Source organism: Frankia sp. RB5, assembly GCF_059816245.1.
On record NZ_JCBATA010000067.1, the window covers coordinates 18373 to 43617 of the forward strand.

The window sequence follows — 25245 nt, forward strand, 5'->3', positions numbered from 1 at the left end:
TGGGTGGCGGTCCACCCTCAGGCCGTAGAGTTCTGTCGATGAACCGCCATTTCCTCGCCGGGCCGGAACTGCGGCGGTTGACGGACCGGCAACGGATCGACTGGCACGACCACACCGAGCACCAGCTCGTCTATCCGGGCACCGGGGTCCTGCGAGTGGTGACCGAGGTCGGTTCGTGGGTGGTGCCACCGTTGCGGGCCGTGTGGCTGCCGGCCGGTGTGGGCCACGCGCACCAAGCACACGGCCCCACCCACATGCACTCCCTGGCCTTCCGGGACGCGGACGATCCGTTCGGGTCCCTCGACCCGACCGTGGTGGACGTGCCCGCCCTGCTGCGCGAGATCATCCTGGCGCTCACCGCGACGGACCTGGCCGCCGTCGACCGCCGCGACCTGACAGCCGTCCTGCTGCGCTCGCTGCGGCCGGTGACCGAGCCCAGGCTTTGTCTGCCCCAGCCGCACGACGACCGCCTCGCCGCTGTCACAGCGGCCCTGGCGGGTGACCCCGCCGATCCGCGGACGCTGGCGGAGTTCGGTGCCGCCGTCGGGGCGAGCGAACGTACCCTGAGTCGCCTGTTCCGCCGCCAGACCGGGATGACCTTCCCGCAGTGGCGGGCCCAGCTCCGACTGCACCATGGCCTCACGCTGCTCGCCAAGGGGGAGCCGGTCACCGCCGTCGCGTGTGCCTGCGGCTACAGCAACCCGAGCGCCTTCACCGCCGCGTTCCGGGACGCCTTCGGCGTCACGCCCGCCCACTACGCCCGCAAGACGCGGTTGTGAACCGTCCTGGCCCTGTCCTCCCCGGAGGTGGGAGCTGCGGCACAACCTCAGCGTCCACGACGCGGCCGAAGCGGGCATGGTGCCCGGAGGCCGCGACGTCGTCGGAGCGCCGCCGGTTCGAGGGTCAGGGGGTCGTCGCGACCCTGCACGACGCACCCGGCACCACGGTGATGGTCGACGGGGCGCAGGTGGCGGTGTCGTGGGGGACGACGGCGGCGATCACCGGCCTGCCGGTGACGGTGTCGACCAGGTGGACGGGCGGGCCGTCACCGTCGCCGAGGTACCGGTCTCCCCACTGCATGAGCCCGACGACGACCGGATAGAGATCCCAGGCCTTGGTGGTGGGGTGGTACTCGTGGCGCTCACGGGTGCCTTCCTCGCGGTATGGCTCGCGCCGGAGGAGCCCGTCATCGGTCATCTCCCTGAGGCGGTTGCTGAGCACCGACGGTGAGACGCCCAGATGCCGCTGGAAGTCCTCGAAGCGGCGCACGCCGTTGAACGCCTCCCGCAGGACGACGATCGTCCACCGGGAGCCCACGACCTCGAGCGCGCGCACGATGGGGCAGTTCCCAAGATCAACAGACGTCCACTCCACGCGGCTCAGGCTACCCCCTTGGCTTCTGATGGCGAAGTCAGCTAGGGTCTGGCTAGCGAAATCGAAGCCAGAGGAGTTGTGGATGGGGTACGAGGGGTACGCGTCGCTGGAGGTCAGGGTGACGGAGGGCGTCGCGTTCGTGGTCATCGACCATCCGCCCATCAACCTGCTCGACCTGGCCCTGGTCACCGAGCTTGACCGCTTCAACACCGAGGTGCGCGCCGACGACACGGTCCGGGTCATCGTCTTCGCGAGCGCCAACCCGGAGTTCTTCCTGGCGCACGGCGACATGCGACTGATCGTGGACGCGGGTGCGCTGCAGGAGTACATGGCCGGGCCGGGGATGAGCCTTCACCAGCGATACCGGAGCCTGCCGCAGGTCACCATCGCCGCCGTGTCCGGGCGCGTCCGCGGCGGGGGCAACGAGTTCCTGTCCAGCCTGGACATGCGGTTCGCCGCCAGCGAGCGGGCATGGTTCGGGCAGCCCGAGGTCAGCCTCGGGATCCTTCCCGGTGGTGGTGGTACGCAGTTTCTGCCGCGTCTGGCCGGTCGTGCCCGTGCCCTGGAACTCATCCTGGGTGCGGACGTCATCGACGCCGAGACCGCGCAACACTACGGGCTGGTCAACCGAGCCCTGCCCGCGCAGGAACTCGACGGTTTCGTCGCGCGGCTGGCCCTGCGTATCGCGTCGTATCCCCGGGCGGCCGTCACCGCGGCGACGAAGGCCGTGGACGCGGCGAGCCTACCGCTGGAGGAAGGGCTCGCGGTCGAAGGCGAGCTGCTCCTGTCGCTGTTCACCAGCCCGACGGCCGTCCAGCGCAGCACCGACCTGCTCGCCGCCGGCGCCCAGACTCGCGACGGCGAACTCGATCTCGAGAACCTGATCGAGCGACACCTGTAAGGCCGGTGCGCCGGCGGTTCCGGCCGCGTCCCGTCCATCACCCCGTCAACGACCGGGACGACGTTTGCCGGCACCACGTGGCAGCGCCTCATCGCCGCCGCGGCCACACCAGAGCGGTGAACTGGTCGTCCAGCGCAGGCGAACTACTTCCTGACCGGGGTGGTGCCGTTCAGGCCGAAGCGGGGTGAGCACACCTCGGTGGTGGACTGGCTGTTGGCGTTCCAGACGCAGATCCACATCGTGTATCCCGCTGCTGGCAGGAAGCTCGTCTTCTTGGCGCCCCAGGACGCGGAGAAGGTGTACGCCATCCCGTCGCTGCGGAAGAGTTCGGCGACGCAGGACTGGTATAGCGAGGTGTTGAGCACGCCGGCGAGGCCGCCGGAGCCGTTGCTGTCCAGCCAGGCTGAGCATGCCGCGTCGTTGGCCACCCAGGAGGTGTCCGCCTCGGAGCCCGGGACCTGTGCCGCGTCGTCGCCGCCGTTGATGCCCTTGATCGCATAGGCGGTCGGGCCCTGGGTGGCACGGGTGGCGGGGATCGTCGCCGCGGTACTGGGCACCGCGGGGGCGTTCGCCGGTCCGGCGCCGCCCGCGGCGGCCGTACCGACACCGCTGGGCGGGATCGTCGCCTCGGTGGCGGGTGGCGCGGCGTCAGCCGGCCTCGCCGACGGCGACCGCGTGGACCCGGCCACGGGCGCCGTGGTGGCCGACGCCGAGGCGGGCGCGGGCGCCGTGGGCTGTCGAGGTGCTGTCCGGTGATGCGGGGACAGCACGACCACTCCCACCGTCACCATCAGAGCGAGTACGACGACACCGACGATCCAGGGGCCGTGCCCCCGTCGCGGCCTGCTGACGACGTGTGAACCGGCGGGCGGATCCGCGGGGGGCTTCTGCGCGGGACCGTCCGCCGACGGCTGCGCGGCGCCCGGGCTGATGTCGAAGGACGGCCCCGACGCCTCGGACGCGCGCTCGTCCGACGCCGGCGGGCCGGACCCCCCGGTCGGTACGGGAGTTCCCTCGCCGGCATCACGCGATGGGAGGCCAGGGCCCGCGGGGGAGGGCTGCACGACGGGCGCGGCGGGCGCGCTGGGCGGTGCCAGGGTCGCCGACGCGGTCATCGCCGCGGCCGGCGAGGGAGACGCGAGCGCCGCCGTCGCCGCGGAGAGAGACGTGGGCGCGGCCGTGGCAGTGGCACCGGAGAGAGACCTGGGCGCCGCCGTGGCCGGGGAGAGGGACGCGGGCGGCGCGGGCGGGACCAGCGGCGGACGGTCGGCGGCGGACCGCACCGCGTCCCCGAGATGCAGGGGCGCCTGCCCGCGCGCGGTCCACCCGGCACCGAACACGGAGGCGGCCGCGGACGCGAGCTCGAGGGCGAGGGTGGCGGCGTCCGCGGGGCGGTCGGCGGGGGCCTTGGCCAGCATGTGCATCACCACGCCGGCGAGCGGAGCGGCCACTCCGTCCATCGGCGGCGGCTGCTCGGTCAACTGGTGGTTGAGCAACGTGAGCAGCGGCAGCCTCGGGTCGAACGGCAGCCGTCCGGTGAACAAGCTGTACAGGACGATCCCCAGGGCGTACAGATCGGTCCACGGGCCCAGCTGGCCACCCTCGACCTGCTCCGGGGCCATGTAGGCCGGCGTGCCGGCGATGCCGGTGGTGGTCGTTCCCGACCCCTCGAACAGCTTGGAGATGCCGAAATCGGTCACCTTGAGGGTGCCGTCACCCGCGAACAGGATGTTGTCGGCCTTGATGTCGCGGTGCAGCACCTTGTGGCCGTGCGCGTGCTCGAGCGCCGCGGCGACCGCCAGCGCCACCGCGCAGACTCGCTCGGGGCTCATCGACGTCCGTCGAACGGTGAGGGTGCCCCCGGACAGCAGCTCCATCACGACCAGGCAGAGGCCCATGTCCTCGACGTAGTCGTAGACCCGCACGATGTGCGGATGATCGAGCCTCGCCAGCACCTGCGCCTCGGCGCCAAAGTCCGCCGTCGCGGCCGCGGTGCCCGTGGCCTCCATCACCTTGATGGCCACCGGCCGGCCCATCTGACGGTGCGTGCCCGCCAACACCAGCCCGAACGCCCCTGACCCGAGCTGATCACCCAGGACATAACCAGGCAGGGCCTTCGCCACCCGTTCCCGGTCGACGATCACCGATCGATCCGCGAGGTCCGTCGTCCCACTTCGTCCCCATCAGGCGCCATTGGTCCTGAGCCTAGTAGGCCGCGACGAAGCCGCCACAAAGCGCTCTGCAGACGTGGCCGGGGTGCCCGCCAGGTCAGACCAGGCGGTCGAGGACGAAGGTCATCAGGCGACTCGGGGCGTGCGGGTCGTCCGGATCTTGATCACGTAGTGGATCTGCCGTCATGATCGTGACGTGTCTGCCGTCATGATCGTGAGGGATCTGTCGCAAGATCCTGAGGGGGACGCGGCCTGAACGGGACGGGCTGGGGTGCGGGCAGCTGTCCGCCCGCACCCCAGCCCTTACCTGCCCCGTCGCCCGGCGTGCGCCGAGGCTCGCCGGGTCGGCGGTGTCACCAGTTGCGGAACCGGCCCTGCATGCCGACCTGGCGGCGGCCGTTGCGCGGCGGGGCCGCCGTCGTCGCCGCCGTCTGCCCGCCCGCCTGCGCGGTGGTCTGCCCACCGGCGGCGGGCGCGGCCTGCCCACCAGCGGCCGGCGCGGCCTGTCCGCCCGCGGCTGGCATGCCCTGACCACCGGCGGCTGGCGCCGCCTGTCCGCCTGCCGCCTGTCCGCCTGCGGCCGGAGCGGGCTGGCCGGCGGGAGCGATGGCGGCGGCGGTGGCGACGCCGTTCCCGTCCAGGGTCAGCGTGATCGGGTTGGCGACGCCGAAGTTCGCGCAGTTGAGGTTCTCGAACGAGCCGTTGGCCCGGGCGGCGAGGAAGGTGAACAGGTTGGTGCCGGTCGCGGCGTCCGGAGTCTGGCCCGCGGCGAAGATCGCCTGGGCGTTGAAGACCCGGCGGATACCGGCCGGGTTGGTGAACAGGTTGTTGCAGTACGCGGCGCCGTCCCCGTTGTCACTGCCGGCGGCGCCGAGCGGGGGCTGATCGACCCCAAGCCGGAACAGGTTCGTCTTGTCCGCGCTCGGGTTGTTGTTGACGAGCGTCATCGGGTCGTTGAGCGGCAGCAGCGCGATCGGCGCCGCCTGGAACGCGGCGGCCTGCAGCTCGTTCAGCGGAAGCGACCCGGTGGCCTGGCCGTCCTGGGCGCCGTTGGGCCGGGTCGAGGGGGTGCAGCCCAGCGTCGGGAGGACGAACACGTCCAGCAGGACGTTGTCGCTCGCGTTCGCCAGGTTCACCGCGTTGTTGACGGCGTTCCCGATCGCGGCGGCCGCCGCGGCGTTCTTCTGCGCGGTCTGGCCGTTGGGGAGCGCCAGGTACTGCGCCGTCACGTTGTCGCTCTGGTCCTGGTCGATGAGCGAGAAGTCGCGCACGGTCGGGCAGGGCAGGCCGTCCTTCGCCATGCCGAGCGGCGGGACCTGCAGCTTGTTCGCGGCGATCTGCTGGTTCGCGGTCTGGAAGAACGCCGGGGCGTTGCAGTGCGCGAACTGACCGAAGATCGAGCCGTTCAGGCCGTTGACACAGTTGCCCTGAGCGAGGCTGTCCGTTCCGTTGGCCGCCTGCAGGGTGAGGTTGTCGCCGTTGAACCCGAACCAGAGACCGACCGTGGCGCCCGCCGGGACCTGCGCCATGGCGGGCGGCGCGGCGGGCTGGGTGCCCGCGTCGATCACCAGCGGGTCATACAGGGTGAGCTGGCCGTCCTGGGTGATGATGGCGCCCTGGACGAAGGCGGACTGGGCGATGTTCGCCTCGTTGCAGGGGCCGTCGGCCGGATTGGTGGCGGTCAGCTGGTACGGCGTCGCGAGGCCCGCCGGCGTCAGCGGATTCGCCGGCACGATGAGCGTGCAGTTCGCGTTCGGATCGGCGGTCGCCGCGGCGAGGTGAACCCTGGTCGGCCTGGTGGGGCCCCCGCTCGGACTGCTGGTACAGCCCGCCGCCAGCGCGCAGATCGCGAGCCCGGCGGCGGCGACGGCGGCGGGTCGCCGTCTGCCTCCGGACGATTCGCGTCCCACGCCGGATGGTCCGTGTGGGGATGAGGTTTCACTCGGGGACAGGGAGGCGGACCGCCTCCGGTGCAACCGTTCGGCCAGGGATGGCATGGCGCAGTCCTTTCTGGGAACGGAACGTCTTCACGGCCGTTCGCGCGCGGGCGTGGCCGCCGGTGAGCCGTCGAACGTGCTGCCGCAATGGCGGCACAGCCGCGACGGAGGCAGGTGACAGGCGCTGTGGGTTTCTGTGGGCAACGGCAATGCCACGGGCACGGCAATGCCATGCGTTGTGCGTGGGGCGGTCGCGACGCGGGGAGTGACCGCGAGAAGTGGAGCCGAGAACGGGGGCGACGCGGACCGGTGGCACGCGCCCGATCGCGTCGGTGCTGTCGCCGTGGCGCAGGGGTCGGTGGAAAGGCCGCGACCCGCGCTGACGGCTGGGCCGGCCCGAGAACCGGGCGGGCGGTGAGCGAGCAACGGATCAGGGGATCACCGGCACCTCCGTCCAGGCCCCCCTGGGATTCGCTGGTTACGAAGCCTCACACCCGGACGCACCCCTGTCTACGCACCCCGCGAAATCGGGACAAACGGGCATAGTCTGAACTTTTTGCTTCGCGTCGACGTGCTCAGGCCGGTTGTCAGGCGCGGCGGAACGTGCGGCGGTAGGCGCTGGGGGACACCCCGCGGCGGGCGGCGAACTGCTCGCGGAGGACGGCCGCGTGACGGTAGCCGACGCGTGTCGCGATCTGTTCGACGGACAGGCCGGTCGTTTCCAGCAGCTCCTCGGCCAGCGACAGGCGCTGGTCGCGCAGCCACGCGTGCGGGGAGGTCCCGGTGGCCGATCGGAAGTGCCGGGCGAACGAGCGGCGGCTCATCAGGGCCCGGGAGGCCAACGTGTCGACGGTGAGCGGGTGATCCAGATGCTCCCGGGCCCAGGCCAGGACGGCGGCCAGCCGCTGGTCCTCCCCCTGTCCGGCGACCGGGGCGGCGACGTACTGGGCCTGGCCGCCGTCGCGGTGCGGTGGGATCACCAGGCCGCGGGCGATCGCGTTCGCCCGCGCGGCCCCGTGCTCACGGCGAATGAGGTGCAGGCACATGTCCAGGCCCGCCGCCGCACCTGCTCCGGTGACGATCGACCCCTCGTCGACGTAGAGGGCGTCCGGTCGAACGGTGACCGCGGGATGCAGGGTGGCCAGTTCGTCGGCGAACCGCCAGTGGGTCGTGACCGTGAGGCCGTCCACCAGGCCGGCCGCGGCCAGAGATTTGCGTGGATACTCCGGCCTTCAGGCCGGGGAGGAGACGGCGCGCCACGCTGGAATGCATGGGGGATCCTTTCTGTAGAATGGGCGCGTGTCCCGCTACCGGCTCGATCCGACACCTGGCCAGGTCGCCGGGCTGGACGAGCACTGCGGGCATGCGCGATTCGTGTGGAACCTTGCGGTCGAACAGCAGTCGTGGTGGACGCCCTACCGGGGAAAATCCCCGAACCATCTGGAACGGTGTCGACAGTTGACCGCCGCACGCGCCGAGTTCGCTTGGCTGCGGGCCGGGTCGCAGACCGTGCAGCAGCAGGCGCTGCGGGACTTCGACCAGGCTCTGCGGAACTTCTTCGGCGGTTCGCACCGGCGTCCAACCTATCGGAAAAGAGGTCAATCCGAGGGCTTCCGGGTTGTGGGGAAGAACGCCCGGGTCGAAAAGCTGAACCGGCGATGGTCCCGCTGTTGGGTACCGAAAGTCGGCTGGGTGAGGTTCCGTGTCTCGCGCCGCGTCCCTGACTTCAGGTCCTACCGGGTGACCTGTGACCGTGCGGGCCGCTGGCATGTGGCATTCGCTGCCGTGCCCGCGCCGATCGACGCACCCGATACCGGTGAGATTGTCGGGGTGGATCGGGGTGTGGCGGTGTCCGCGGCCCTGTCGACGGGCGCGCTGCTGCGATGCCCCGGGTTGCGACCCGCCGAGGCCAGCCGTCTCCGCCGGCTGCAACGCCGGTTCGCGCGGGCCAGGCGGGGCAGTATCCGGCGCACCCGGCTGACAGGTCAGATCGCCCGGGTGAAAGCCCGGGAGGCCGACCGGCGTAAGGACTGGGTGGAGAAGACGTCCACCGATCTCGCCCGCCGGTACGAGCTGATCCGCGTCGAGGATGTGAACATTCGGGGCATGACCCGGTCGGCGCGTGGCACCGTCGAAGCGCCGGGCCGAAACGTGCGGCAGAAAGCCGGGTTGAACCGGGGCATCCTCGCCAATGGCTGGGGACAGCTCGTCCAACGCCTGGAACAGAAAGCCCCCGGCCGGGTCGAAAAGATCCCGGCCGCCTACACGTCTCAGCGTTGCTCGGCCTGCGGGCATACGGCGTCTGGGAACCGCGAGAGCCAAGCGGTGTTCCGGTGTGCGGTCTGCGGGCACACGGCCAACGCTGACGTGAACGCAGCAGTGAACATCGCCGCAGGACGTGCGGTGACCGCGCGGGGAGGCGCGGTGTTGACCGCGCCGATGAACCGCGAACCTCAACGTTACGCACCCCCTCTGGTGGGTGTGTAGGAGTTGGAATCCCCCGCCTTCACTTCAGGCGGGGGAGGACGTCAAGGAGAACTACGCGGACCCGCTTGATCAATCGTCAAGGGGACGCGTCGCGGACATCGGGGAACGGGTTCGATGGTGCTCGGCCGTCCGCCGGTGTTCCCGGGACCCGCAAGAAGGTGAACGTGACCTGGCGGCGCAGGCGGAAGCCGAGATGTTCGTAGAGCCGGATCGCGCCCGTGTTGTCCGCCGCGGTGTGCAGGAACGGGGTTTCGCCACGTTCGAGGATGCCCGCGGCGACGGCGCGTACGAGGCGGGTGGCCAGGCCCTGGCCGCGCACCGCCGGGTCGGTGCAGACGGCGCTGATCTCCGTCCAGCCGGGTGGGTGCAGCCGTTCCCCGGCCATCGCGACGAGCCGGCCGTCGCGGCGGATCCCCAGGTAGGTGCCGAGCTCGATGGTGCGGGCCTGGAACGGGCCGGGACGGGTGCGCTCGATCAGCGCCAGGATGTCCTCGACGTCGTCCGGGCCGAGCCGGATGGCCTCGCCGTCGGGTGCCGCGACGAGGCCGGCGTCGACGAGCTGCACGCCGCCGGCACTGCCGAGCACCTCCCACCCGGCCGGGCCGGCGTTCCCGACATCGACGAGCGGCAGGATCGCCCCCGGGCCGAGCAGGTCCGCCACGTCCCGCCAGGTGTCGGAGTCGGGATCGTCCGGCAGGGCGACGAACGGCGCGACGTCCGAGGGATACCGCAGCACCCGGCCGCGCCGGACGGCCAGATGCGCGTGCGCTCCCAGCAGCGAACCCAGCGCCGGGTTGTCGAGCGGGTGCGACGCCGCGGCGGGCGCCGTCTCGCCGAGCTCACGCGCGACCACACCGGTCATCGGGCGGGCTCGGCGGCGATCCCGTCGTGGGCGTGGCCGTCCTGGAGATCGGCGGGCAGTGGGATGCCGAGGTTGTCGCGCAGGGTCGTGCCGGTGTACTCGGCCCGCAGCGAGCCGCGTTCCTGCAGCAGGGGGACGACCTTGTCGACGAACTCGTCGATGCCCCCGGGGGTGAGGTGCGAGCCGAGGATGAAGCCGTCCGAGCCGTCGTTCTGGACGAAGTGGTCGAGCCGATCGGCGACCTGGGTCGGCGTGCCGACGAACTCGGTGTGGGCGAACACCCGGATCGCGAGCTCACGCAGCGAGTACCGGTGCTCCGCCGCCAGCGCCCGCCACTCGCGCACGGTCTCGAACGGGTCCTGGGGGTTACGGGCGCGGCCCTGGATCACCGGCGGCCCGGTGACGTCGGGGTCGACGTCGGGCAGCGGGCCGTCCGGGTCGTAGCCGGACAGGTCCCGGTTCCACACGGCCTCCAGCAGGATCTGCGCGGTCCGCCCGCTGACCTGAGTGCGGGCGACCTCACGGGCCCGCTCCTCGGCGTCGGCGGCGCTGTCGCCGAGGATGAACGCGCCGCCGGGCAGCAGCTTCACCGAGCCCGCCGGCCGCCCCGCGCGCACCACCCGGGCCTGGATGTCGCGGTAGTACTCCTGCGCCGGCCCGAGCTCGTGGAAGGGGGAGAAGATCGCGTCGGCGGTGGCGGCGGCGAAGTCCCGGCCCTGCGGGGAGACGCCGGCCTGCAGCACCACCGGACGGCCCTGCGGGCTGCGCGGGACGGTGAAGTGCCCGGCGACGTCGAACTGGCGGCCGAGGTGGCGGAACGCGCCGGCGCCGGCGTCGCGCAGGAAGCGGCCCTGTTCGGTGTCCACGGCAAGCGCGTCGGCGGGCCAGGAGTCCCAGAGCGCCCGGGCGAGCGCGACGAACTCCTCGGCCCGCACGTACCGGTCGTCGCGGTGCAGGAAGCCGCCGCGGCGGAAGTTCTGCCCGGTGAACGGGTCGAAGGAGGTCACCACGTTCCAGCCGGCCCGGCCGCCGGACAGATGGTCCAGGGACGCGAGCTGGCGGGCCAGCTCATACGGCTCGTTGAAGGTGGCGTTGAGGGTGCCGACGAGCCCGAGATGCTCGGTGACGGCGGCGATCGAGGCGAGGACGGGCAGCGTGTCCGGCCGCCCGACGACGTCCTGGTCGAAGATCTGCCCGAGGCGTTCGCGCAGGATCAGGCCCTCGGCGAGGAAGAAGAAGTCGAACTTTCCGCGCTCGGCGGCCTGCGCGGCGTGCCGGAACGACGCGAAGTCGATCTGGCTGCCGGCGTCCGGGTGCGACCAGACGGTGCTGTGGTTCACCCCGGCGACGTAGTGGCCGAGGATGATCCGCTTGCGGGGGCGGCTCATCGGGCTGCGGCCTCGATTCGGCTGGTGGTCGCGTCGCGGCGGGTGGCGTAGCGGCTGGCCGGCCGGGGCAGGCCGAGGTGGCCGCGCAGGGTGGTGGTGTCGTACGCCGCGCGGAACCGGCCGCGGCGGGTGAGTTCGGGGGCGAGCCCGCGGGTGATGGCCTCGAGGTCGTCCGGCAGGACGGCGGGCCGCAGCCGGTAGCCGGTGATGCCGGCGGCCTGCCAGTCGAGCAGCAGGTCGGCGAGCTCCGCGGGCGAGCCGGCGATGATCGCCGCGTCCGAGCGCAGTGGTGCGTCGAGAAGGTCGTCGAGGCGGCGCAGCCGCTGCCGGGCGGCGTTCGCGTCGTCGTCGAGGACGACGAGCAGGTCGGCGAAGACGTGCAGGGTCTCGCCGGCCCGCCCGGCGCGGTCCTGCTCGTCGCGGACCTCCGAGACGATCGCGCGGGCCTGGTCCGCGTCGTGGGGGGTCACGTAGACGATGTCGGCGGCGCGGGCCGCGAGGCGGTAGGGGATCGTGGCGTGGGCGAGCGCCGTGACCACCGGCTGGCCCTGCGGTGGGCGTGGCGTGATCGACGGTCCGCGGACGGAGAACCACCGGCCCTCGAAGTCGATGTAGTGCAGCCGGTCGCGGTCGACGAACCGGCCGGTGGCGACGTCGCGGATCTCCGCGTCGTCCTCCCAGCTGTCCCACAACCGGCGGACCACCTCGACGTGGTCGGCCGTCTCGTCGAACGACTCGGTGATGTACGCCTGGACCTCGGGGCTGGCGAGGTTGTCGGCGCGCAGCGGCGGGCCGGGCGGTCGGCGGCCGAGGTGCGTGGTCTCCCCGGCCCGGCCGACCTGCACCCGCCAGCCGGCCCGGCCGCCGCTGGTGAAGTCCAGGGTCGCGATGGCCTTGGAGACGTGGAACGGCTCCGTGGACAGCGCCGAGGTGGTCGGCACCAGGCCGACGCGGGAGGTCAGCGGGGCGACCCGGGCGGCGATGAGCACCGCGTCGAGCCGGCCGCGCACCTGGTCGACGCGGTCGTCGGGGGTGCCGTCGAGCCGGGAGGACTGCAGCGCCAGGGCGTCCTCGAAGGTCACGAAGTCCAGCAGGCCGCGCTCGGCCTCCGTCACCAGGTCCAGCCAGTAGCCGGGGGAGAACAGCTCCCGCGGGCGGGCGGACGGCTCGCGCCACGCGGCCGGATGCCACCCCGCGCCGTCCAGGGCGACGGCGAGGTGCAGCGGGTCGGTCTCGGACATCATGATCACCACTTTCTGATCGGACGCGCGGGGTGGGCTCGGGGCTGGCGGATCAGTGCTGGCGGATCAGTGCTGGCGGCGCCGCCACTCGGTGGCGAGCAGCTCGTAGGAGCGGACCCGGTCGGCGTGCTCGTGGGTGATCGTCGTGATGGCCAGCTCGTCGGCGCCGGTCGCCTGCTGGAGCTGCTCCAGCCGGTCCGCCACCGTCGCCGGGGAACCCACGAGCTGGGTCTGGGTGCGGTCGGTGACGAGCGCGCGCTCCTCGTCCGTCCACACGTGCGCGGCGGCCTGCTCGGGGGTCGGGAAGGGAATCGCGCCGGCGCCGGAGCGAATGCTGTGAACCCACAGGCCGTAGCCCGAGGCGAGCCGGGCCGCCCGCTGGTCGTCCTCGCCGACGACGACGTCGGCGGACACCGAGACGTACGGCTCGGCCAGGTCCGCGGACGGGCGGAACGCGTTCCGGTAAGCGGTCACCGCGTCGAGCACCGTGCTCGGGCTGTGGTGGTAGGAGGCCGCGAACCGCAGCCCGCGCGCGCCCGCGACCTCGGCGCTCGAGCCGCCGGAGGCGCCGAGGATCCAGACCTCCACCTCGGCGCCCTCGCCGGGGCTGGCGTGCGCCTCCACGCCGTCGGCGCTCCGGTACGTGCCGGCCAGCAGCGCGAGGATCTCGTCGATCTGCTCGCCGTACTGCGGAGTGTGGGCGCCGGGCTGCTGGAGCAGGTCGAGCAGCGTCCCGACCTTCGCCGTGTTGATCAGTTTGGTGACGTCGAAGCGCTGGGGCAGCAGCAGGCCGTTGGCGGTGTGCTCGTCGGCCGTGTGGGCGCCGCCCCCGATCGACGAGCGGTAGATGGCCGCGGCCGCCGCGGCGGTGCTCAACGCCGGCTCGGCCGGCACCGCCCGACCACCGCCGTCACCGCCCCCACCACTGTCGCCGCCACTGTCGCCGCCGCCGTCGCCCCCGCCGCCGTCGCCCCCGCCGCCGTCGCCCCGTCCGGCCTTCGCCGGGTCGGGGCGGCCGAGCGACCGGCCGATACCGAGGTCGAGCCGGCCGGGGTGCAGGGCCCCGATCAGCCCGAACTCCTCGACGACGGACAGCGGCGTGCGGTGCCCGCTCTGCACGCCGGCCGAGCCCAGCCGGATCGTCGAGGTGGCGCCCGCGACCAGAGCGATGGTCACGGTCGGCGAGGATCCGAGCACGCCCGGGTTCAGGTGGTGTTCGGCGAACCAGTACCGCCGGTACCCGAAGCCCTCCGCGCGGCGCGCCAGATCGACGGTGTTGCGCAGCGCCGCCTCGGGCGTCGAGCCGTCGCTGACGGGAACGAGGTCGAGGACGGCCAGCGGGATCTCGGGCATGGTACGACCTTTCTGCGCCGCGGATCAGCGGGTGGAGGCGAATCGGGGATCAGGGCGGGTGCCCTCGATGGCCAGGTCGGCGAGGATGGCGCCGATGGCCGGCACGAACTTGAAACCGTGGCCGGAGAATCCCGCTGCCACGACCACCGGGCCATGCCGGTCCAGAACGAAGTGGGAGTCCGGAGTCGTCGTGTAGGTGCAGCTGATCGGGTGGTAGCTGTCTGGGTCCGCTCCGGGCAGCCACCGCCGAACGTACTCCCGCAACGCGGCGAGCTGGGTCGGTTCCGCGGTGAAGTCCCGGCGGTCCGGGTCGACCACCGGGCCGACCCCGTGGAACCCGACCTTGATCCCCCCGCCGGGCGTGTACAGCCCGTAGACCCCGCCGTGGAAGGAGACGGCCTCCCGCGTCCCGGCGGCGAGCAGGTGCACGAAGCTCGGCCAGCCGGCGCCGGCGTCCGCCGCACCCCCGCCGTCCGCACCGGCCGCACCGGCCGGGGCGAGCGGCGCGAAGTGCGCGGGCTGCTCCTGGGTGACGCGCAGCGCGGGCAGCGGCACGACGCCGCCGAGCAGCTTCGCCGTCCAGGCGCCGGCGGCGACGATGACGCGTCGGGCCAGGTACACGTCGTCGTCGGTGCGGACCTCGACGGCATCCTCGTCACGGATCGTGACCGTGTTGACCGGCGTCTCGTGTCGCACCTCGGCGCCGTGCTTGGCCGCGTTCTCCTGCAACGCGGTCACGCTGCGGTCGGCGTGCAGCCGGCCGGAGTCGGGATGGAACAGCACCCGGGTGTCGAAGCGCAGCCCGGGCCAGCGCGCCGCGGCGTCCCGCGGCGCCAGCCATCGCGCGCCCACTCCCGCGCTGGCGGCGGCCTCGGCGACCTGGTCGAGGACGGGGTCGGCGCCGTGCTCCAGACCACCGGTGACGGTGAGCAGGGGGACGCCGGCGAGGTCCTCGAGCTCCCGCCAGCCGACGAGGGCCCGCTGCGCGAGCCGGATGTAGCCGACGTCGGGGTAGACGAGGCGGAAGATCCGGGACGCGCCGTGCGAGGCGCCCCGGGTATGCCCGGCGGCGAACCGCTCGAGCAGCACCGTGTCGACGCCTCGCCGCGCGAGCTGCCAGGCCGCGGCCGACCCCATCGCCCCGCCGCCGAGTACCACGACGTCGACCCGCTGAGCGCTCACGCCGACACCTGCGCCGTGGCCGGGCGATCGAGGGTCGGCACGGCGGCGAGCAGGCTGCGCGTGTACTCGTGCGCGGGGTTGCGGAAGATCTGCTCGACGTCGCCGGACTCGACGATCCGACCGTCCTTCATCACCAGTACCCGGTCGCTGACGTGGTAGATCACGCCGAGGTGGTGGGAGATGAACACGTAGGCGATGCCGAGCTCGGCCTGCAGGTCCGCGAGCAGGTCGAGAATCTGTGCCTGAATGGAGACGTCGAGGGCGGAGACCGGCTCGTCGCAGACGATGACCCTGGGCCGTGGCGCGAGCGCGCGGGCGATCGCCACCCGCTGGCGCTGCCCGCCGGAGAGCTGGCGCGGCCGGCGGTCGAGCACCTCCCGGGCCAGACCCACCTGGTCGAGCAGCTCCAGCACCCGCTCCCGTCGCCGCGCGCGGGGCACTCGGGCGACGGCGAGCGGCTCGGCGATGATCCGCCCGACCGGGTAGCGCGGGTCGAACGAACTGAGCGGATCCTGGTAGATCACCTGGATGTGCCGGCGCAGCCGGGCGCGGGCACGGGCGTCGAGATCGCCCCAGGCGGTGCCGTCCACCTCGACCGTGCCGGCGTCGGCCCGCTCCAGGTCGAGCAGCAGCCGCGCGGTGGTCGTCTTGCCCGAACCGGACTCACCGACGATGCCGAGCGTCTCCCCGGCCCGCAGCGTCAGGGACACGTCGTCGACGGCGGTCAGGACGCGGCGGGAATCCAGGGCGAATCGACGCACCAGATGGTGCGCGGCCAGCACGACCTCGTCACCGACCACCGCCCGCGGCTGTGCCACCGCCCGCGGCTGTGCCACCGGGCCGGACGGCCCCGCGCCCGTGCCGACCGACGTGACCCGCGCGCTCGACGGCCGTCCGTCAGGGCTGGCGGGCGGGGGGGACAGCCGAGTACCGCGCGCGTGCGCGACCGGTGCCGCGGCGAGCAGCTGGCGGGTGTAGGGGTGGCGCGGATCGTCGAGCACCTGGCGGGTCGGGCCGTGCTCGACGAACACGCCGTCCTTCATCACGTAGACGTGGTCGGCCACCTGGGACACCACGGCCAGGTCATGGCTGATGAGCAGCAGCGCCGTCCCGGCCCGGCGGCGCCGCGCGAGCATGTCGAGGATCTGCGCCTGCACGGTGACGTCCAGCGCGGTCGTCGGCTCGTCGGCGACGAGCAGCGCGGGGTCGGCGGCGATCGCCGACGCGATCAGGGCCCGCTGCCGCAGACCGCCGGAGAGCTGGTGCGGATACTGGCCGGCGCGGGCCTCGGGCTCGGGCACGCCGACCTCGCGCAGCAGCTCGACCACCCGTGCGTCGACCTCCCGCGGCGGTACCACCCGGTGAGCCCGCAGCGTCTCGCCGATCTCGGCGCCGATCCGGCGGGCCGGGTCCAGGGAGACCAGCGCGTCCTGCAGGACGAATCCGACCCGCCGCCCGCGCAGCGTCCGCCAGTGGCGCTGTGGGACGTCCCGGACGTCCCCGCCGTCAACGACCAGGCGTGCGGCACGCACCTGCGAGCCGCTGCCCACCAGGCCGACGAGGCTGCGGGCGGTGACGCTCTTGCCGGAGCCGGACTCCCCGACGATCGCGACGGACGCGCCGGGGTCGATCCGGAACGACACGCCGCGCACGGCGTCCACCGTGCGCCGGCCCAGCCGAAACCGCACGTGCAGGTCCGCGACGTCGACCAGGGCCCCGCCGCGAGCGCCCGATATCGCGGTGTCACCCGGCTTCGCGGTGCGCACCGGGGCGGTGCCGTTGTTCGTCGTCATCGGGCGCCGCGACCTTCGAGTCGAGCCTGCAGGAACTGACCGGCGACCGTGATGGTCAGCACGGTGAGAGTGATCACGATGCCGGGGAAGATCGCCGGCCACCAGGCGACGGAGAAGTAGGTGCGGCTGCTGGCCAGCATCGCGCCCCACTCGGCGGTCGGCGGCTGCGGGCCGAGACCGAGGAAGCTCAACGTCGATCCCAGTCCGATCGCCGAGCCCACCCCGATCGTCGCCAGGATCAGGACCGGCGCCAGCGCGTTGGGCACCAGATGGCGCAGGATCACCTGGCGCTGGGGCCAGCCGAGGGCCCGCGCGGCCTCCAGGTGGACCGACGCGCGGATGCGCAGCACCTCGCCGCGGACCACCCGGGCGAAGCCGGGGAGCAGTATCAGGCTCAGACCGATGATCGAGTTGCGAGTGCCGGGGCCGAGGACCGCGATGACCAGCAGCGCGAGCAGCAGGCCCGGGATGCTCAGGATGACGTTCAGCAGCCAGTCGAAGAAGGCCGAGACCAGCCGGCCGCCCTGCGCCGCCGCGACGCCGATCGCCGCGCCCACCACAAGTGCCAGCGCCGACGCGGTCAGCCCGATCAGCAACGACGGCCGGGTGCCGTGGACGATCCTGGCGAGGATGTCCCGGCCGTTCTGGTCGGTGCCCAGCAGGTGACCCGCGCCCGGTCCGCGCAGGGTCTGCGCGATGTCGGCGGCGTTCGGGTCGGTGCCGGTGAACAGCCCCGGCCAGATCGCCGCGACCACCAGCAGCGCCAGGAAGGCGAAGCTCAGCACCACCCCGGGCCGCGTCGGGCGTGCGCGCGACCAGCGCCCGCGCGCACCGGCCGCGGGCACGCTCGTGGTGCCGTCGACGGGCTGCGCGCCGCCGGCCACGGAGGCGGCCAGGTCAGGGGGTGCGGTGGTCATCCTCGACCCTCCTGGTTCGGGTCGGTCGTCGATGGTGACCGCGGCGGCGTCGGGTCGCCGCCACCTGCCGGGGCGGAGACGGCCGGCGCGGCGGTGGCGGCCGTGGCGGTGGCCGTGGCGGTCGGGGCGGTCGGGGCGGCCGTGGTGGCCGTGGTGGTGACGTCCGTGGCGCCGGCGACCGGCGTGGGGCTGATCGTCGCGTCGGGGCGCAGCCGTGGGTCGAGCAGCGGGTAGGCGGCGTCGATGAGCAGGTTGACGACGACATAGAACGACGCCGCGACGAGCACGACGCCGGAGATCAGGGGGAAGTCCCGCCGGCCGAGCGCGCCGACCGTCAGCGACCCGAGCCCCTGGCGGGAGAAGACGTTCTCGATGACGACCGCGCCGCCGAGCAGCGCGCCCGCGATCCAGCCGGCGATGGTGATCGCCGGCATCAGGGCGTGCCGCAGGGCGTGGCGGACCAGCACCGCCGCCTCCCCGATGCCGCGGCTGCGGGCCGTCGTCACGAACGGTTCGTCGAGTGTGCGCTCCAGGCCGTTGCGCAGGATCTGCGCGAGCGTCGCGCCCGGGGCGGCGGCGAGGGCGACGGCGGGCAGCACCAGGCCGCGGGCGGTGTTCGCGCCGATCGCCGGGAACCAGTGCAGTTGGAAGGAGAACACGGTGAGCAGCAGGATCGCCAGCCAGAACGCCGGCACGGCGACGCCGACGATCTCCAGCAGGGAGAACGGGCTTCGGATCCAGCGCGGCCGGCCCGCGGTCAGCACCGCCACCGTCACCGACCCGATCAGGGCGAGCCCGATGGCGGCGGCCATCAGCTCGAACGACGGCAGGATCTGCTCGCCGATCGCGGACGTGACGTCCATTCCCTGGTTGTAGGAATGGCCGAGGTCGCCGCGCAGCAGGTGCCCGAGGTAGTCGAAGTACTGGACCAGCCAGGGCTTGTCCAGCGCGTAGTCGCTGATGATCTGCGCCCTGACCTCGGGGCTGACCGGCGACTGCCCGATGATCACGTCGACGGTGCTGCCGGACTTCAGGTGCAGCGCGGTGAAGGTGACGGTGACCGCGCCCCAGAGCACGAGCACCGCGTAGCCGACCCGCCGGGCGACGGCGAGCCCGACCGCGCCGGCGGAGGAGACCGCGAGGCCTCCTGCGCGCCGCCCGTCCGCCACGAGGGCGATGCTCACCTGGTCGTCCAGGCGTCGTAGAACAGCGGGAACGCCTGCGGCTCGAAGCGCAGCCCCTGCACCTTCGTGCTCGACCCGAGGACGTAGTGGAACACGTAGACCGGGAAGACGGCGGCGGCGGCGGTGATGCGCTGCTGCGCGTCGCCGTAGAGCTGCGCCTGGCGGGTCAGGTCGGTGGTGTTCAGGGCGTCGGCGAAGATCTTGTCGAGGGCCGGGTCGGTGAACCGCGACAGGTTCGTGGCGAAGCCGGTCTTCGGCACGGCGGCGCTGCCGAACAGAGTGCGCAGCGCGTCCGGCGAGGCCCGCTGCCAGCTCATGTCGAGCAGGTCGTAGTCACCGGCGATGACGTTCTTGAGGAAGCCGGCGTAGTCGGGGTTCTCCGTCTTCACCTCGATGCCGATGTCCTTCGCGGCGGCCTGGACCTGGTCGGCGACGACGTCGCGCTGCTCGCGGGTGTACTCCTTGAGGAACGGGTGGACGAGGGTGAGCCGCTCGCCGTCCTTCGTCCGGTAGCCCTGGCCGTCGCGGCCGGTCCAGCCCGCCTGGTCGAGGAGCTGGTTCGCCTTGGCCCTGTCGTAGGCGTAGGACGACTCGATCGTCTTGTCATAGCCGACCGTCGACGGGGACAGCGGCCCCCGGGCCGGCGGGAACACGCCGAAGTACAGCTTCTGGACGATCGTCGACCAGTCGATGCCGACCCGGAACGCCTCCCGGACCTTGACGTCGGTGAAGGGCCCGCGGGTGGTGTTCGGGTAGTAGTTGTAGTTGCCGCCCGGGGCGGCCGCCGTCTGGATCGTGAATCCCGGCGTGCGCTTGAGCGCCGCGACGTTCACCGGCGGCACGCTCGCGATCGCGTCGACCTGGCCGCTGGTCAGCGCCCCGTAGCGGGAGGAGTCCTCCGGGATGGAGCGGATCGACAGCGCGTTCAGGTGTGCCGGGCCGGTGTGCTTCGCGTTCCCCGGCGCCCAGTTGTACCTGTCGTTGCGGACGTAGTCGATGCCCTTGCCCTTGACATAGCCGCCGGTGCTGATGAAGGGCCCGCTGCCGACGATCTTCGTGCAGAGGTCCGCCGGCGGCTTCTTCAGCGTGCTCGGCGCCTCGATCCCGAGGTACGCGGTGGCAAGCGATGGCAGGAACGCCGAGTTCGGGGCGCTGAAGCGGACCTCGGCGTGGGTCGCGTCGATCACCGTCGTGCCGGTGTAGGTCGCGATGGTGCCGGCCGCCAGCTGTGACTTCGTCGTCGGGGCGACGATGTGGTCAAGGTTCGCCTTCACCGCGGCGGCGTCGAACTTCTCGCCGTTGCTGAAGGTGACGTCGTCGCGCAGGACGAACGAGTACGTCTTCTGGTCCGCCGAGACGGTCCAGCTCTTCGCCAGCCAGGGGGAGAGCGTGCCGTCGTCGCTCAGCGCGACCAGCGAGTCGACGATCGACCGGGCGAAGAAGCCGTCGACGTCCGCCGGGCTCTGGTGCGGGTCGAGGCAGTTGCCGTCGGAGTTGATCGCGAACGTCAACGTCCCGCCGCGCACCGGGGAACCGGCCGCGCCGGCCGCGCCGCCCGTGGAACCGCCGCCCGAACCGCAGGCCGCCAGCACGAGCGCCGCGGACAGGGTGGCGGCGAGCATCAGGGGGCGTCTTTTTCCGCCCTTCCTGAGGCCGAAGACGGTGCTGGCCATCGTGTACTCGTTCTCCTTGGGACGTGCGAAAGGACGGGGACGGTTCCAGGGGCCGCCGACGTATGAGGCGGCGACGATGCCGCCCGCGGGGTGAAAACGGACAGCCGGAAGGTCGGTTCGGGAAGGCGAGGGCCGCGTGCCGGGCTGACGGGTGCGTGGGCATCCGCCATGGCGTGCCGCAGGGCGCAGGGGAGGACCGGGCGGGCGGGCCCGCGTCTCACCGGTCGGCCACGGCGCGGCTCCGGCCAGGCCGGCGGGTGCTGACCGTGCCGGTCGCGGCGGACGTCAGCCCGGGAAGCTGACGCCGACCCGCGCGGCGCGAGGAGTACTCGAACAGAGGCAGCTGGAGGAACGGTGAAGGTCGATCGGCAGTCGCCGGGTCAGTACCTGCGCCACCCGCGCGGGACGCAGGCCTGGCACGGCGCCGGCGACCGAGACGGGACGCATGGTGGTGGAGCGGCCACAGGCGTGACGCCTCGCTCCGGCCATGCCCTCGTCTCCTTCGTCGGGCTCGGGGCGAGCCGCGCCTACCATCCGTCCGCCGCGATCACAACCACAGCGGTGCGGCGGGCGCGGGCTTGTCCTCGATCATCAGCCGGCCGGCCGACCTGCACGAACGTAGCGGCCACTGTGCACATTGTCCACCGGTTTGGTAAAGATTTCGCTTGTGTTGCAGCGGAGGGTCTGTGGCGGGCTGGCGTGGGGTCCGAGGCCCTCGCGGCACCTGGCCGGCGGTCGATCGCGCGGGATCCCTCTCCGGCGCCGGGGCTCCCCGCCGGTGCCCTCGTCACCTCCGGCCGCGGCCACCTCTCGCCCCCGACCGCCTGCCGGCGGTTCAGGAGGGTGGAAGCGAGCCGCCGGGTGTCTGCGGATTGCGCGGGTCGCCCAGGGACGGATCCGGCCCCCCCTGCCAGTACTGCTGAGGAGCCGTCGGGTTCTGGTCCCAGGGCGAGCCGTTCGGCTGGTAGGACGTCTGCGGGTACCACGGCTGGGGTGTGGTGGACCCCGGCGGCAGGGGAGGCACGGGGGGATAGCCCGGGGGATAGCCGGCGGCTCCCGGTGCGGCTTTGGCGTTGTTGGAGCTCACCGCGAGCGCGAGGGCGACGACCCAGCCGATGAGCGTCCATCCGAGGAAAACGTTGATCACGATGACCGACGCCGACTGCCGCTGCCGCACCATCGCGATGACGCTCGGGACGAAGTAGAGCGCTACCAGAACAACGAGAAAAAGCAGTCCGGCAGCCTTCATGGGATCCCCCGATCCTCTCGCGTGTGCGGCCGCGCTCGTCGCGGGCAGGGTGACTGCACGCCCCTGAAGAGTAACACGATGAATGCGTCGGGCATTCGGTGAAGGTCGCTGCGTAGACACACAGTTACCGGTTCTGGGCTTTCTCTGGGTGGTCGGCGGGGAAGTCGCTGGTGAGCGGGGTCCGCGCGGAGGGGCCTGCACGCTGCGTGCTCGGAGGCCGGGTCCGGGCGCCAGATGTTGCCCGCTCATGACAGCGGTGTTGCGGAGTGTTGCGCTCATCCGGCGGTCTGGTGTGGCATGAGGGCGACGATCCCGCGACGGCCCGCGTGCCCGGCCTCGGCGGTCAGGTCGTCGCGGCGAACCGCGGTGAACGGCGCCGGAGCGGCGCCGGGTCGCGGGGGAGGAGCGAGGCGTGAAGTTCCTGGCCATCACCCTGATCGTGCACGCGCCCGACCCGTCCACCGGGCGGCTCCCGTCGACCACGGCCCGGTTCCGCGAGGTGGTCGACAACGCGGTGCTGGCCGAGGAGCTGGGATTCGACGGGTTCGGGGTCGGCGAGCGGCACGAGCGGCCGTTCATCTCCTCATCACCACCGGTGGTGCTCAGCCACATCGCGGCGCGGACGTCGAGGATCCGGCTGTTCACGGCGGTCACGACCCTCAGCCTGCTCGACCCGGTGCGGGCCTACGAGGACTACGCGACCCTGGACCAGCTCTCCGGCGGCCGACTGGAGCTGATGGTCGGCAAGGGCAACGGCGCGGCGCAGGCGGAGCTGTTCCACGTCACCACGGATGACCAGTGGGACCGCAACCGCGAGTCGTACGAGCTGTTCCGCCGGCTGTGGCGGGAGGAGAAGGTCACCTGGTCGGGCCGGTTCCGCCCGTCGCTGCACGAGGCCGAGGTGTGGCCGCGGCCGCTGCAGCCGGAGATCCGGATCTGGCACGGCAGCGCGACCAGCGAGGCGTCGGTGGACCTCGCCGCCCGCTACGGCGACCCGCTGTTCTCCGCCAACGTGACCAACCCCGTCGAGCCGTACGCCGAGCTGGTGCGCCACTACCGGGAGCGTTGGGTGGCCTACGGGCACGACCCCGCGGACATCCTCGTCGGCGCGGGCACCGCCGGGTACTACGGCGCGCGCCGCTCGCAGGACGCGATCGCCCGCTACCGGCCGATCTTCGAGGCCCGCCTCGCCATGTTCCGCAGGATGGGGCAGGAGCCGGTCTTCCCGACGCTGGAGGACGCCCTCGAGCGCAGTTCGATCCTCGTCGGCAGCCCCCAGCAGATCATCGAGAAGGTCCACCGGTACCACGAGCGGCTCGGCCACGAGGTGATGCACCTTCCCGTCGACGCCGACGGCCTCACCCCGGCCGAGCATCGCGCGACGCTCGAGCTCTTCCAGAGCGACATCGCCCCCGTGCTGCGCCGTGAGATCCCCAGCCGCCCCTTCCCGGCCCCTCCGTGGCCCGCCGACCCCGCCCCAGCCGCAGCCCTCGCTCCGGCCGCGGTCCTGGGCTCGGCTGCGGTCCTGGGCTCGGCCGCCGCTCCCGCCGCCGGCGGCGACGGCATGTCATGACCGCGGCGGACTTCTTCTGGTACATCCCCAACGAGGCCCGGCCCGGCCACCGCGGCGATGACGCGGTCAGCGGCCACAACAGCCTGGAGACGCTCACCCGCCAGGCCCTCGCGGTCGAGGCGCACGGCTGGCGGGGGGCGCTGCTCGGCGCCGGGTGGAGCCGGCCGGACACCTTCACCGTGGCGACAGCGCTGGCGGCGAGGACGTCGCGCTTCGAGCCGCTCATCGCCGTCCGCCCCGGCTACTGGCGGCCGGCGCAGTTCGCCGCCGCGGCGGCGACGCTCGACCATCTGTCGGGGGGTCGGGTGCGGGTGAACGTCGTCACGGGCGCGGACGAGCTCGCGGCCTACGGCGACGATGAGGCCGACCAGGCGCGGCGCTATGCCCGCACCGGCGCGTTCATGCGGCTGGTCCGCCGGCTGTGGACCGAACGAGACGTCACCCACCGCGACGACGACTGGCACGTGACCGGGTCGACCGTCGCCGCCCGGGTGCAGGCCCGCCCGGGGCGGCCCCATCCGACGCTCTACTTCGGCGGCGCCTCGGCGGCGGCCGAGCGGGTCTCAGCCACCGAGGCGGACGTCCAGCTGTTCTGGGGCGAGCCGCTCGACGACCTCCGGGACCGCATCGCGCGCCTGCGGGAGCTCAGCGAGCGGCTGGGCCGCGAGCACCCGCCGCTGGCGTTCGGGCTGCGCGTCACCACCGTCGTCCGGGACACCACCGAACAGGCCTGGGCCGACGCCGAGGCCAAGGTCGCCGCGCTGGCCGCCCGCCAGTCCGACCTCCCCGACCGCCGCCGCCACGAGACCGCCACCGGCCAGCGCCGGCTGCTCGACCTGCAGGCCCGCGGCGAGGTCCTCGACGACAACCTCTACACCGCCCCGGGTCGCATCGGTGGCGAGGGCGCCGGGACCACCTGGCTGGTCGGCTCCGCCGCCGACGTCGCCCGCTCCCTGCGCCGCTACGCCGAGCTGGGCATCACCCACTTCGTCCTGTCCGACACGCCCTACCTCCAGGAGATCGAGCGCCAGGGCACCCAGCTCCTGCCCCTCCTGCGACTACCCGGCTGACCGGCTCGCGGGGCGGTGGCCCCGAGGCCGAGCATCCGTCCGCTGGAGAGGGGCCGGGGCCTATGGGGCCGGGGCCTATGCGTCGGGGTCGCGCAGGCCGACGGCGTCGTACCGCCAGAAGGCGTCTGCGTAGACGAGGGTCCCGGTCATCCACAGCTGATAGGCGGGGAGGAGGAAGACCTGGAAAGCCGCGTCGGGGACGCGCAGCGATGGTTTGCGGAAGTCGTGGTCGGCACCGGGAGTGAACCCGAAGCGGGCGTAGTAGGCGGGGTCGCCTTGCAGGAAGACAAGGGGCGCCGGCGACTGCGCGAGGAGGGCGAGCCCGCGCCGCACGAGGGCCGAGCCGATGCCGTTCCTCTGCTGTTCCGGGACGACGGACAGTGGGCTGAGCACCTGGACGTCGACCAGGCGGCGGGGCGCGTCGAGCAGGCTTCTCGTGGTCATGGCGTGCCCGACGACCTGGCCGTCCCGCTCGGCGACGAGAGACAGCCCGCCGTGCGCGGTGAGGGTCTCCCGCAGGCTGTCGACCAGATCGGCGACGGTCGCCCCCTTGTCACCGAATGCTCGCTGGATGACGTCGCGCACCGCCTCCCGGTCACCAGGTTGCTCGTGACGGATCTGCACGACAGGAAGAGTAGACAGCGCACTCCGCCGCCTCCAAGCGGTTTTCGCGCGGCACGGCTGAGCATCACGGCCGTTGTGGTCGGGCGTAACCGCCGAGTCCGAGGCGGGGTGATGCCTGGCCGGTGGCTCGAAGAGCAGGGGTTCGCACTCGACCCGAACGACGCCCGGGCCGCGAACCTGCGTCGCCACGCGGGGGCGGCCCGGTTCGCCTACAACTGGGCCTGGCCCGGGTGAAGGCCGCGTTCGCGCAGCGCGACGCGGAGAAG

At 72.7% G+C, this 25245-nt stretch carries 20 protein-coding genes and 1 pseudogene; 6 read left to right on the plus strand and 15 right to left on the minus strand.

Going from position 1 to position 25245, the window contains the following annotated elements; genetic code table 11:
* The first annotated feature begins 38 nt into the window (after nt 1-38).
* Nucleotides 39-779, plus strand: a complete 741-nt coding sequence (locus AC6EXY_RS27045) for a helix-turn-helix transcriptional regulator (protein ID WP_101834732.1) — start codon at nt 39-41, stop codon at nt 777-779.
* A 124-nt stretch (nt 780-903) separates the two neighbouring features.
* On the opposite strand, the gene AC6EXY_RS27050 is transcribed toward AC6EXY_RS27045, so the two are convergent.
* Nucleotides 904-1335 carry a winged helix-turn-helix transcriptional regulator gene (locus AC6EXY_RS27050; RefSeq protein WP_207770543.1) on the minus strand — a complete coding sequence of 144 codons (432 nt, stop codon included), beginning with the start codon at nt 1333-1335 and terminating at the stop codon, nt 904-906.
* Between the two features lie 121 nt (nt 1336-1456).
* Between AC6EXY_RS27050 and AC6EXY_RS27055 the strand changes: the two genes are divergently transcribed.
* Complete coding sequence (locus AC6EXY_RS27055; RefSeq protein ID WP_101834736.1) at nt 1457-2275, plus strand: enoyl-CoA hydratase/isomerase family protein; 819 nt, start codon at nt 1457-1459, stop codon at nt 2273-2275.
* A 143-nt stretch (nt 2276-2418) separates the two neighbouring features.
* Here AC6EXY_RS27055 and AC6EXY_RS27060 read toward each other — a convergent pair whose 3' ends face one another.
* From AC6EXY_RS27060 to AC6EXY_RS27070, 3 genes are all read right to left on the minus strand, one after another.
* Nucleotides 2419-4419 (minus strand): serine/threonine-protein kinase, encoded by a 2001-nt coding sequence (locus tag AC6EXY_RS27060; RefSeq protein ID WP_499818423.1) that lies wholly within the window; start codon nt 4417-4419, stop codon nt 2419-2421.
* A gap of 380 nt (nt 4420-4799) precedes the next feature.
* Nucleotides 4800-6356: a hypothetical protein gene (locus tag AC6EXY_RS27065; protein ID WP_499818422.1), complete on the minus strand. Its 1557-nt coding sequence runs from the start codon at nt 6354-6356 to the stop codon at nt 4800-4802.
* 614 nt (nt 6357-6970) lie between these two features.
* Nucleotides 6971-7573 (minus strand): helix-turn-helix domain-containing protein, encoded by a 603-nt coding sequence (locus tag AC6EXY_RS27070; RefSeq protein ID WP_499818421.1) that lies wholly within the window; start codon nt 7571-7573, stop codon nt 6971-6973.
* 109 nt (nt 7574-7682) lie between these two features.
* On the opposite strand from AC6EXY_RS27070, the gene AC6EXY_RS27075 reads away from it, so the two are divergent.
* Complete coding sequence (locus AC6EXY_RS27075) at nt 7683-8870, plus strand: RNA-guided endonuclease InsQ/TnpB family protein (protein ID WP_499818420.1); 1188 nt, start codon at nt 7683-7685, stop codon at nt 8868-8870.
* A gap of 76 nt (nt 8871-8946) precedes the next feature.
* Here AC6EXY_RS27075 and AC6EXY_RS27080 read toward each other — a convergent pair whose 3' ends face one another.
* From AC6EXY_RS27080 to AC6EXY_RS27125, 10 genes are all read right to left on the minus strand, one after another.
* Nucleotides 8947-9732 carry a GNAT family N-acetyltransferase gene (locus tag AC6EXY_RS27080; protein WP_499818419.1) on the minus strand — a complete coding sequence of 262 codons (786 nt, stop codon included), beginning with the start codon at nt 9730-9732 and terminating at the stop codon, nt 8947-8949.
* Nucleotides 9729-11120 (minus strand): NtaA/DmoA family FMN-dependent monooxygenase, encoded by a 1392-nt coding sequence (locus AC6EXY_RS27085; RefSeq protein ID WP_499818418.1) that lies wholly within the window; start codon nt 11118-11120, stop codon nt 9729-9731. Before AC6EXY_RS27085 ends, AC6EXY_RS27080 begins: the two co-directional genes overlap by 4 nt.
* The gene (locus tag AC6EXY_RS27090; protein ID WP_101834783.1) at nt 11117-12361 is read right to left on the minus strand and encodes an LLM class flavin-dependent oxidoreductase; all 1245 of its coding nucleotides are present in this window, start codon (nt 12359-12361) and stop codon (nt 11117-11119) included. The genes AC6EXY_RS27085 and AC6EXY_RS27090 overlap by 4 nt, the downstream gene beginning before the upstream one ends.
* Before the next feature lie 66 nt (nt 12362-12427).
* Nucleotides 12428-13714 carry an LLM class flavin-dependent oxidoreductase gene (locus AC6EXY_RS27095; protein ID WP_499818417.1) on the minus strand — a complete coding sequence of 429 codons (1287 nt, stop codon included), beginning with the start codon at nt 13712-13714 and terminating at the stop codon, nt 12428-12430.
* Between the two features lie 24 nt (nt 13715-13738).
* The gene (locus tag AC6EXY_RS27100) at nt 13739-14896 is read right to left on the minus strand and encodes an FAD-dependent oxidoreductase (RefSeq protein WP_101834751.1); all 1158 of its coding nucleotides are present in this window, start codon (nt 14894-14896) and stop codon (nt 13739-13741) included.
* Nucleotides 14893-16689, minus strand: a complete 1797-nt coding sequence (locus tag AC6EXY_RS27105) for a dipeptide ABC transporter ATP-binding protein (protein ID WP_499818416.1) — start codon at nt 16687-16689, stop codon at nt 14893-14895. Before AC6EXY_RS27105 ends, AC6EXY_RS27100 begins: the two co-directional genes overlap by 4 nt.
* The gene (locus tag AC6EXY_RS27110; protein WP_101834755.1) at nt 16686-17606 is read right to left on the minus strand and encodes an ABC transporter permease; all 921 of its coding nucleotides are present in this window, start codon (nt 17604-17606) and stop codon (nt 16686-16688) included. The genes AC6EXY_RS27105 and AC6EXY_RS27110 overlap by 4 nt, the downstream gene beginning before the upstream one ends.
* A complete protein-coding gene (locus tag AC6EXY_RS27115) occupies nt 17603-18790 on the minus strand; it encodes an ABC transporter permease (RefSeq protein ID WP_101834757.1) in 1188 nt (395 codons plus the stop codon). Before AC6EXY_RS27115 ends, AC6EXY_RS27110 begins: the two co-directional genes overlap by 4 nt.
* Nucleotides 18787-20463: an ABC transporter substrate-binding protein gene (locus AC6EXY_RS27120; protein WP_499818415.1), complete on the minus strand. Its 1677-nt coding sequence runs from the start codon at nt 20461-20463 to the stop codon at nt 18787-18789. The genes AC6EXY_RS27115 and AC6EXY_RS27120 overlap by 4 nt, the downstream gene beginning before the upstream one ends.
* A gap of 835 nt (nt 20464-21298) precedes the next feature.
* Nucleotides 21299-21712, minus strand: a complete 414-nt coding sequence (locus tag AC6EXY_RS27125; RefSeq protein WP_101834761.1) for a superinfection immunity protein — start codon at nt 21710-21712, stop codon at nt 21299-21301.
* A 412-nt stretch (nt 21713-22124) separates the two neighbouring features.
* On the opposite strand from AC6EXY_RS27125, the gene AC6EXY_RS27130 reads away from it, so the two are divergent.
* Together AC6EXY_RS27130 and AC6EXY_RS27135 are read left to right on the plus strand one after the other, a co-directional pair.
* The gene (locus AC6EXY_RS27130) at nt 22125-23285 is read left to right on the plus strand and encodes an LLM class flavin-dependent oxidoreductase (RefSeq protein ID WP_499818414.1); all 1161 of its coding nucleotides are present in this window, start codon (nt 22125-22127) and stop codon (nt 23283-23285) included.
* Nucleotides 23282-24355, plus strand: coding sequence for an LLM class flavin-dependent oxidoreductase (locus tag AC6EXY_RS27135; RefSeq protein WP_499818413.1), 1074 nt, complete (start codon nt 23282-23284; stop codon nt 24353-24355). The genes AC6EXY_RS27130 and AC6EXY_RS27135 overlap by 4 nt, the downstream gene beginning before the upstream one ends.
* Before the next feature lie 75 nt (nt 24356-24430).
* On the opposite strand, the gene AC6EXY_RS27140 is transcribed toward AC6EXY_RS27135, so the two are convergent.
* Complete coding sequence (locus AC6EXY_RS27140; RefSeq protein WP_101833651.1) at nt 24431-24979, minus strand: GNAT family N-acetyltransferase; 549 nt, start codon at nt 24977-24979, stop codon at nt 24431-24433.
* A 111-nt stretch (nt 24980-25090) separates the two neighbouring features.
* Here AC6EXY_RS27140 and AC6EXY_RS27145 point away from each other — a divergent pair.
* Nucleotides 25091-25245 (plus strand): annotated as a pseudogene (locus tag AC6EXY_RS27145) (helix-turn-helix domain-containing protein); the annotation flags it as partial.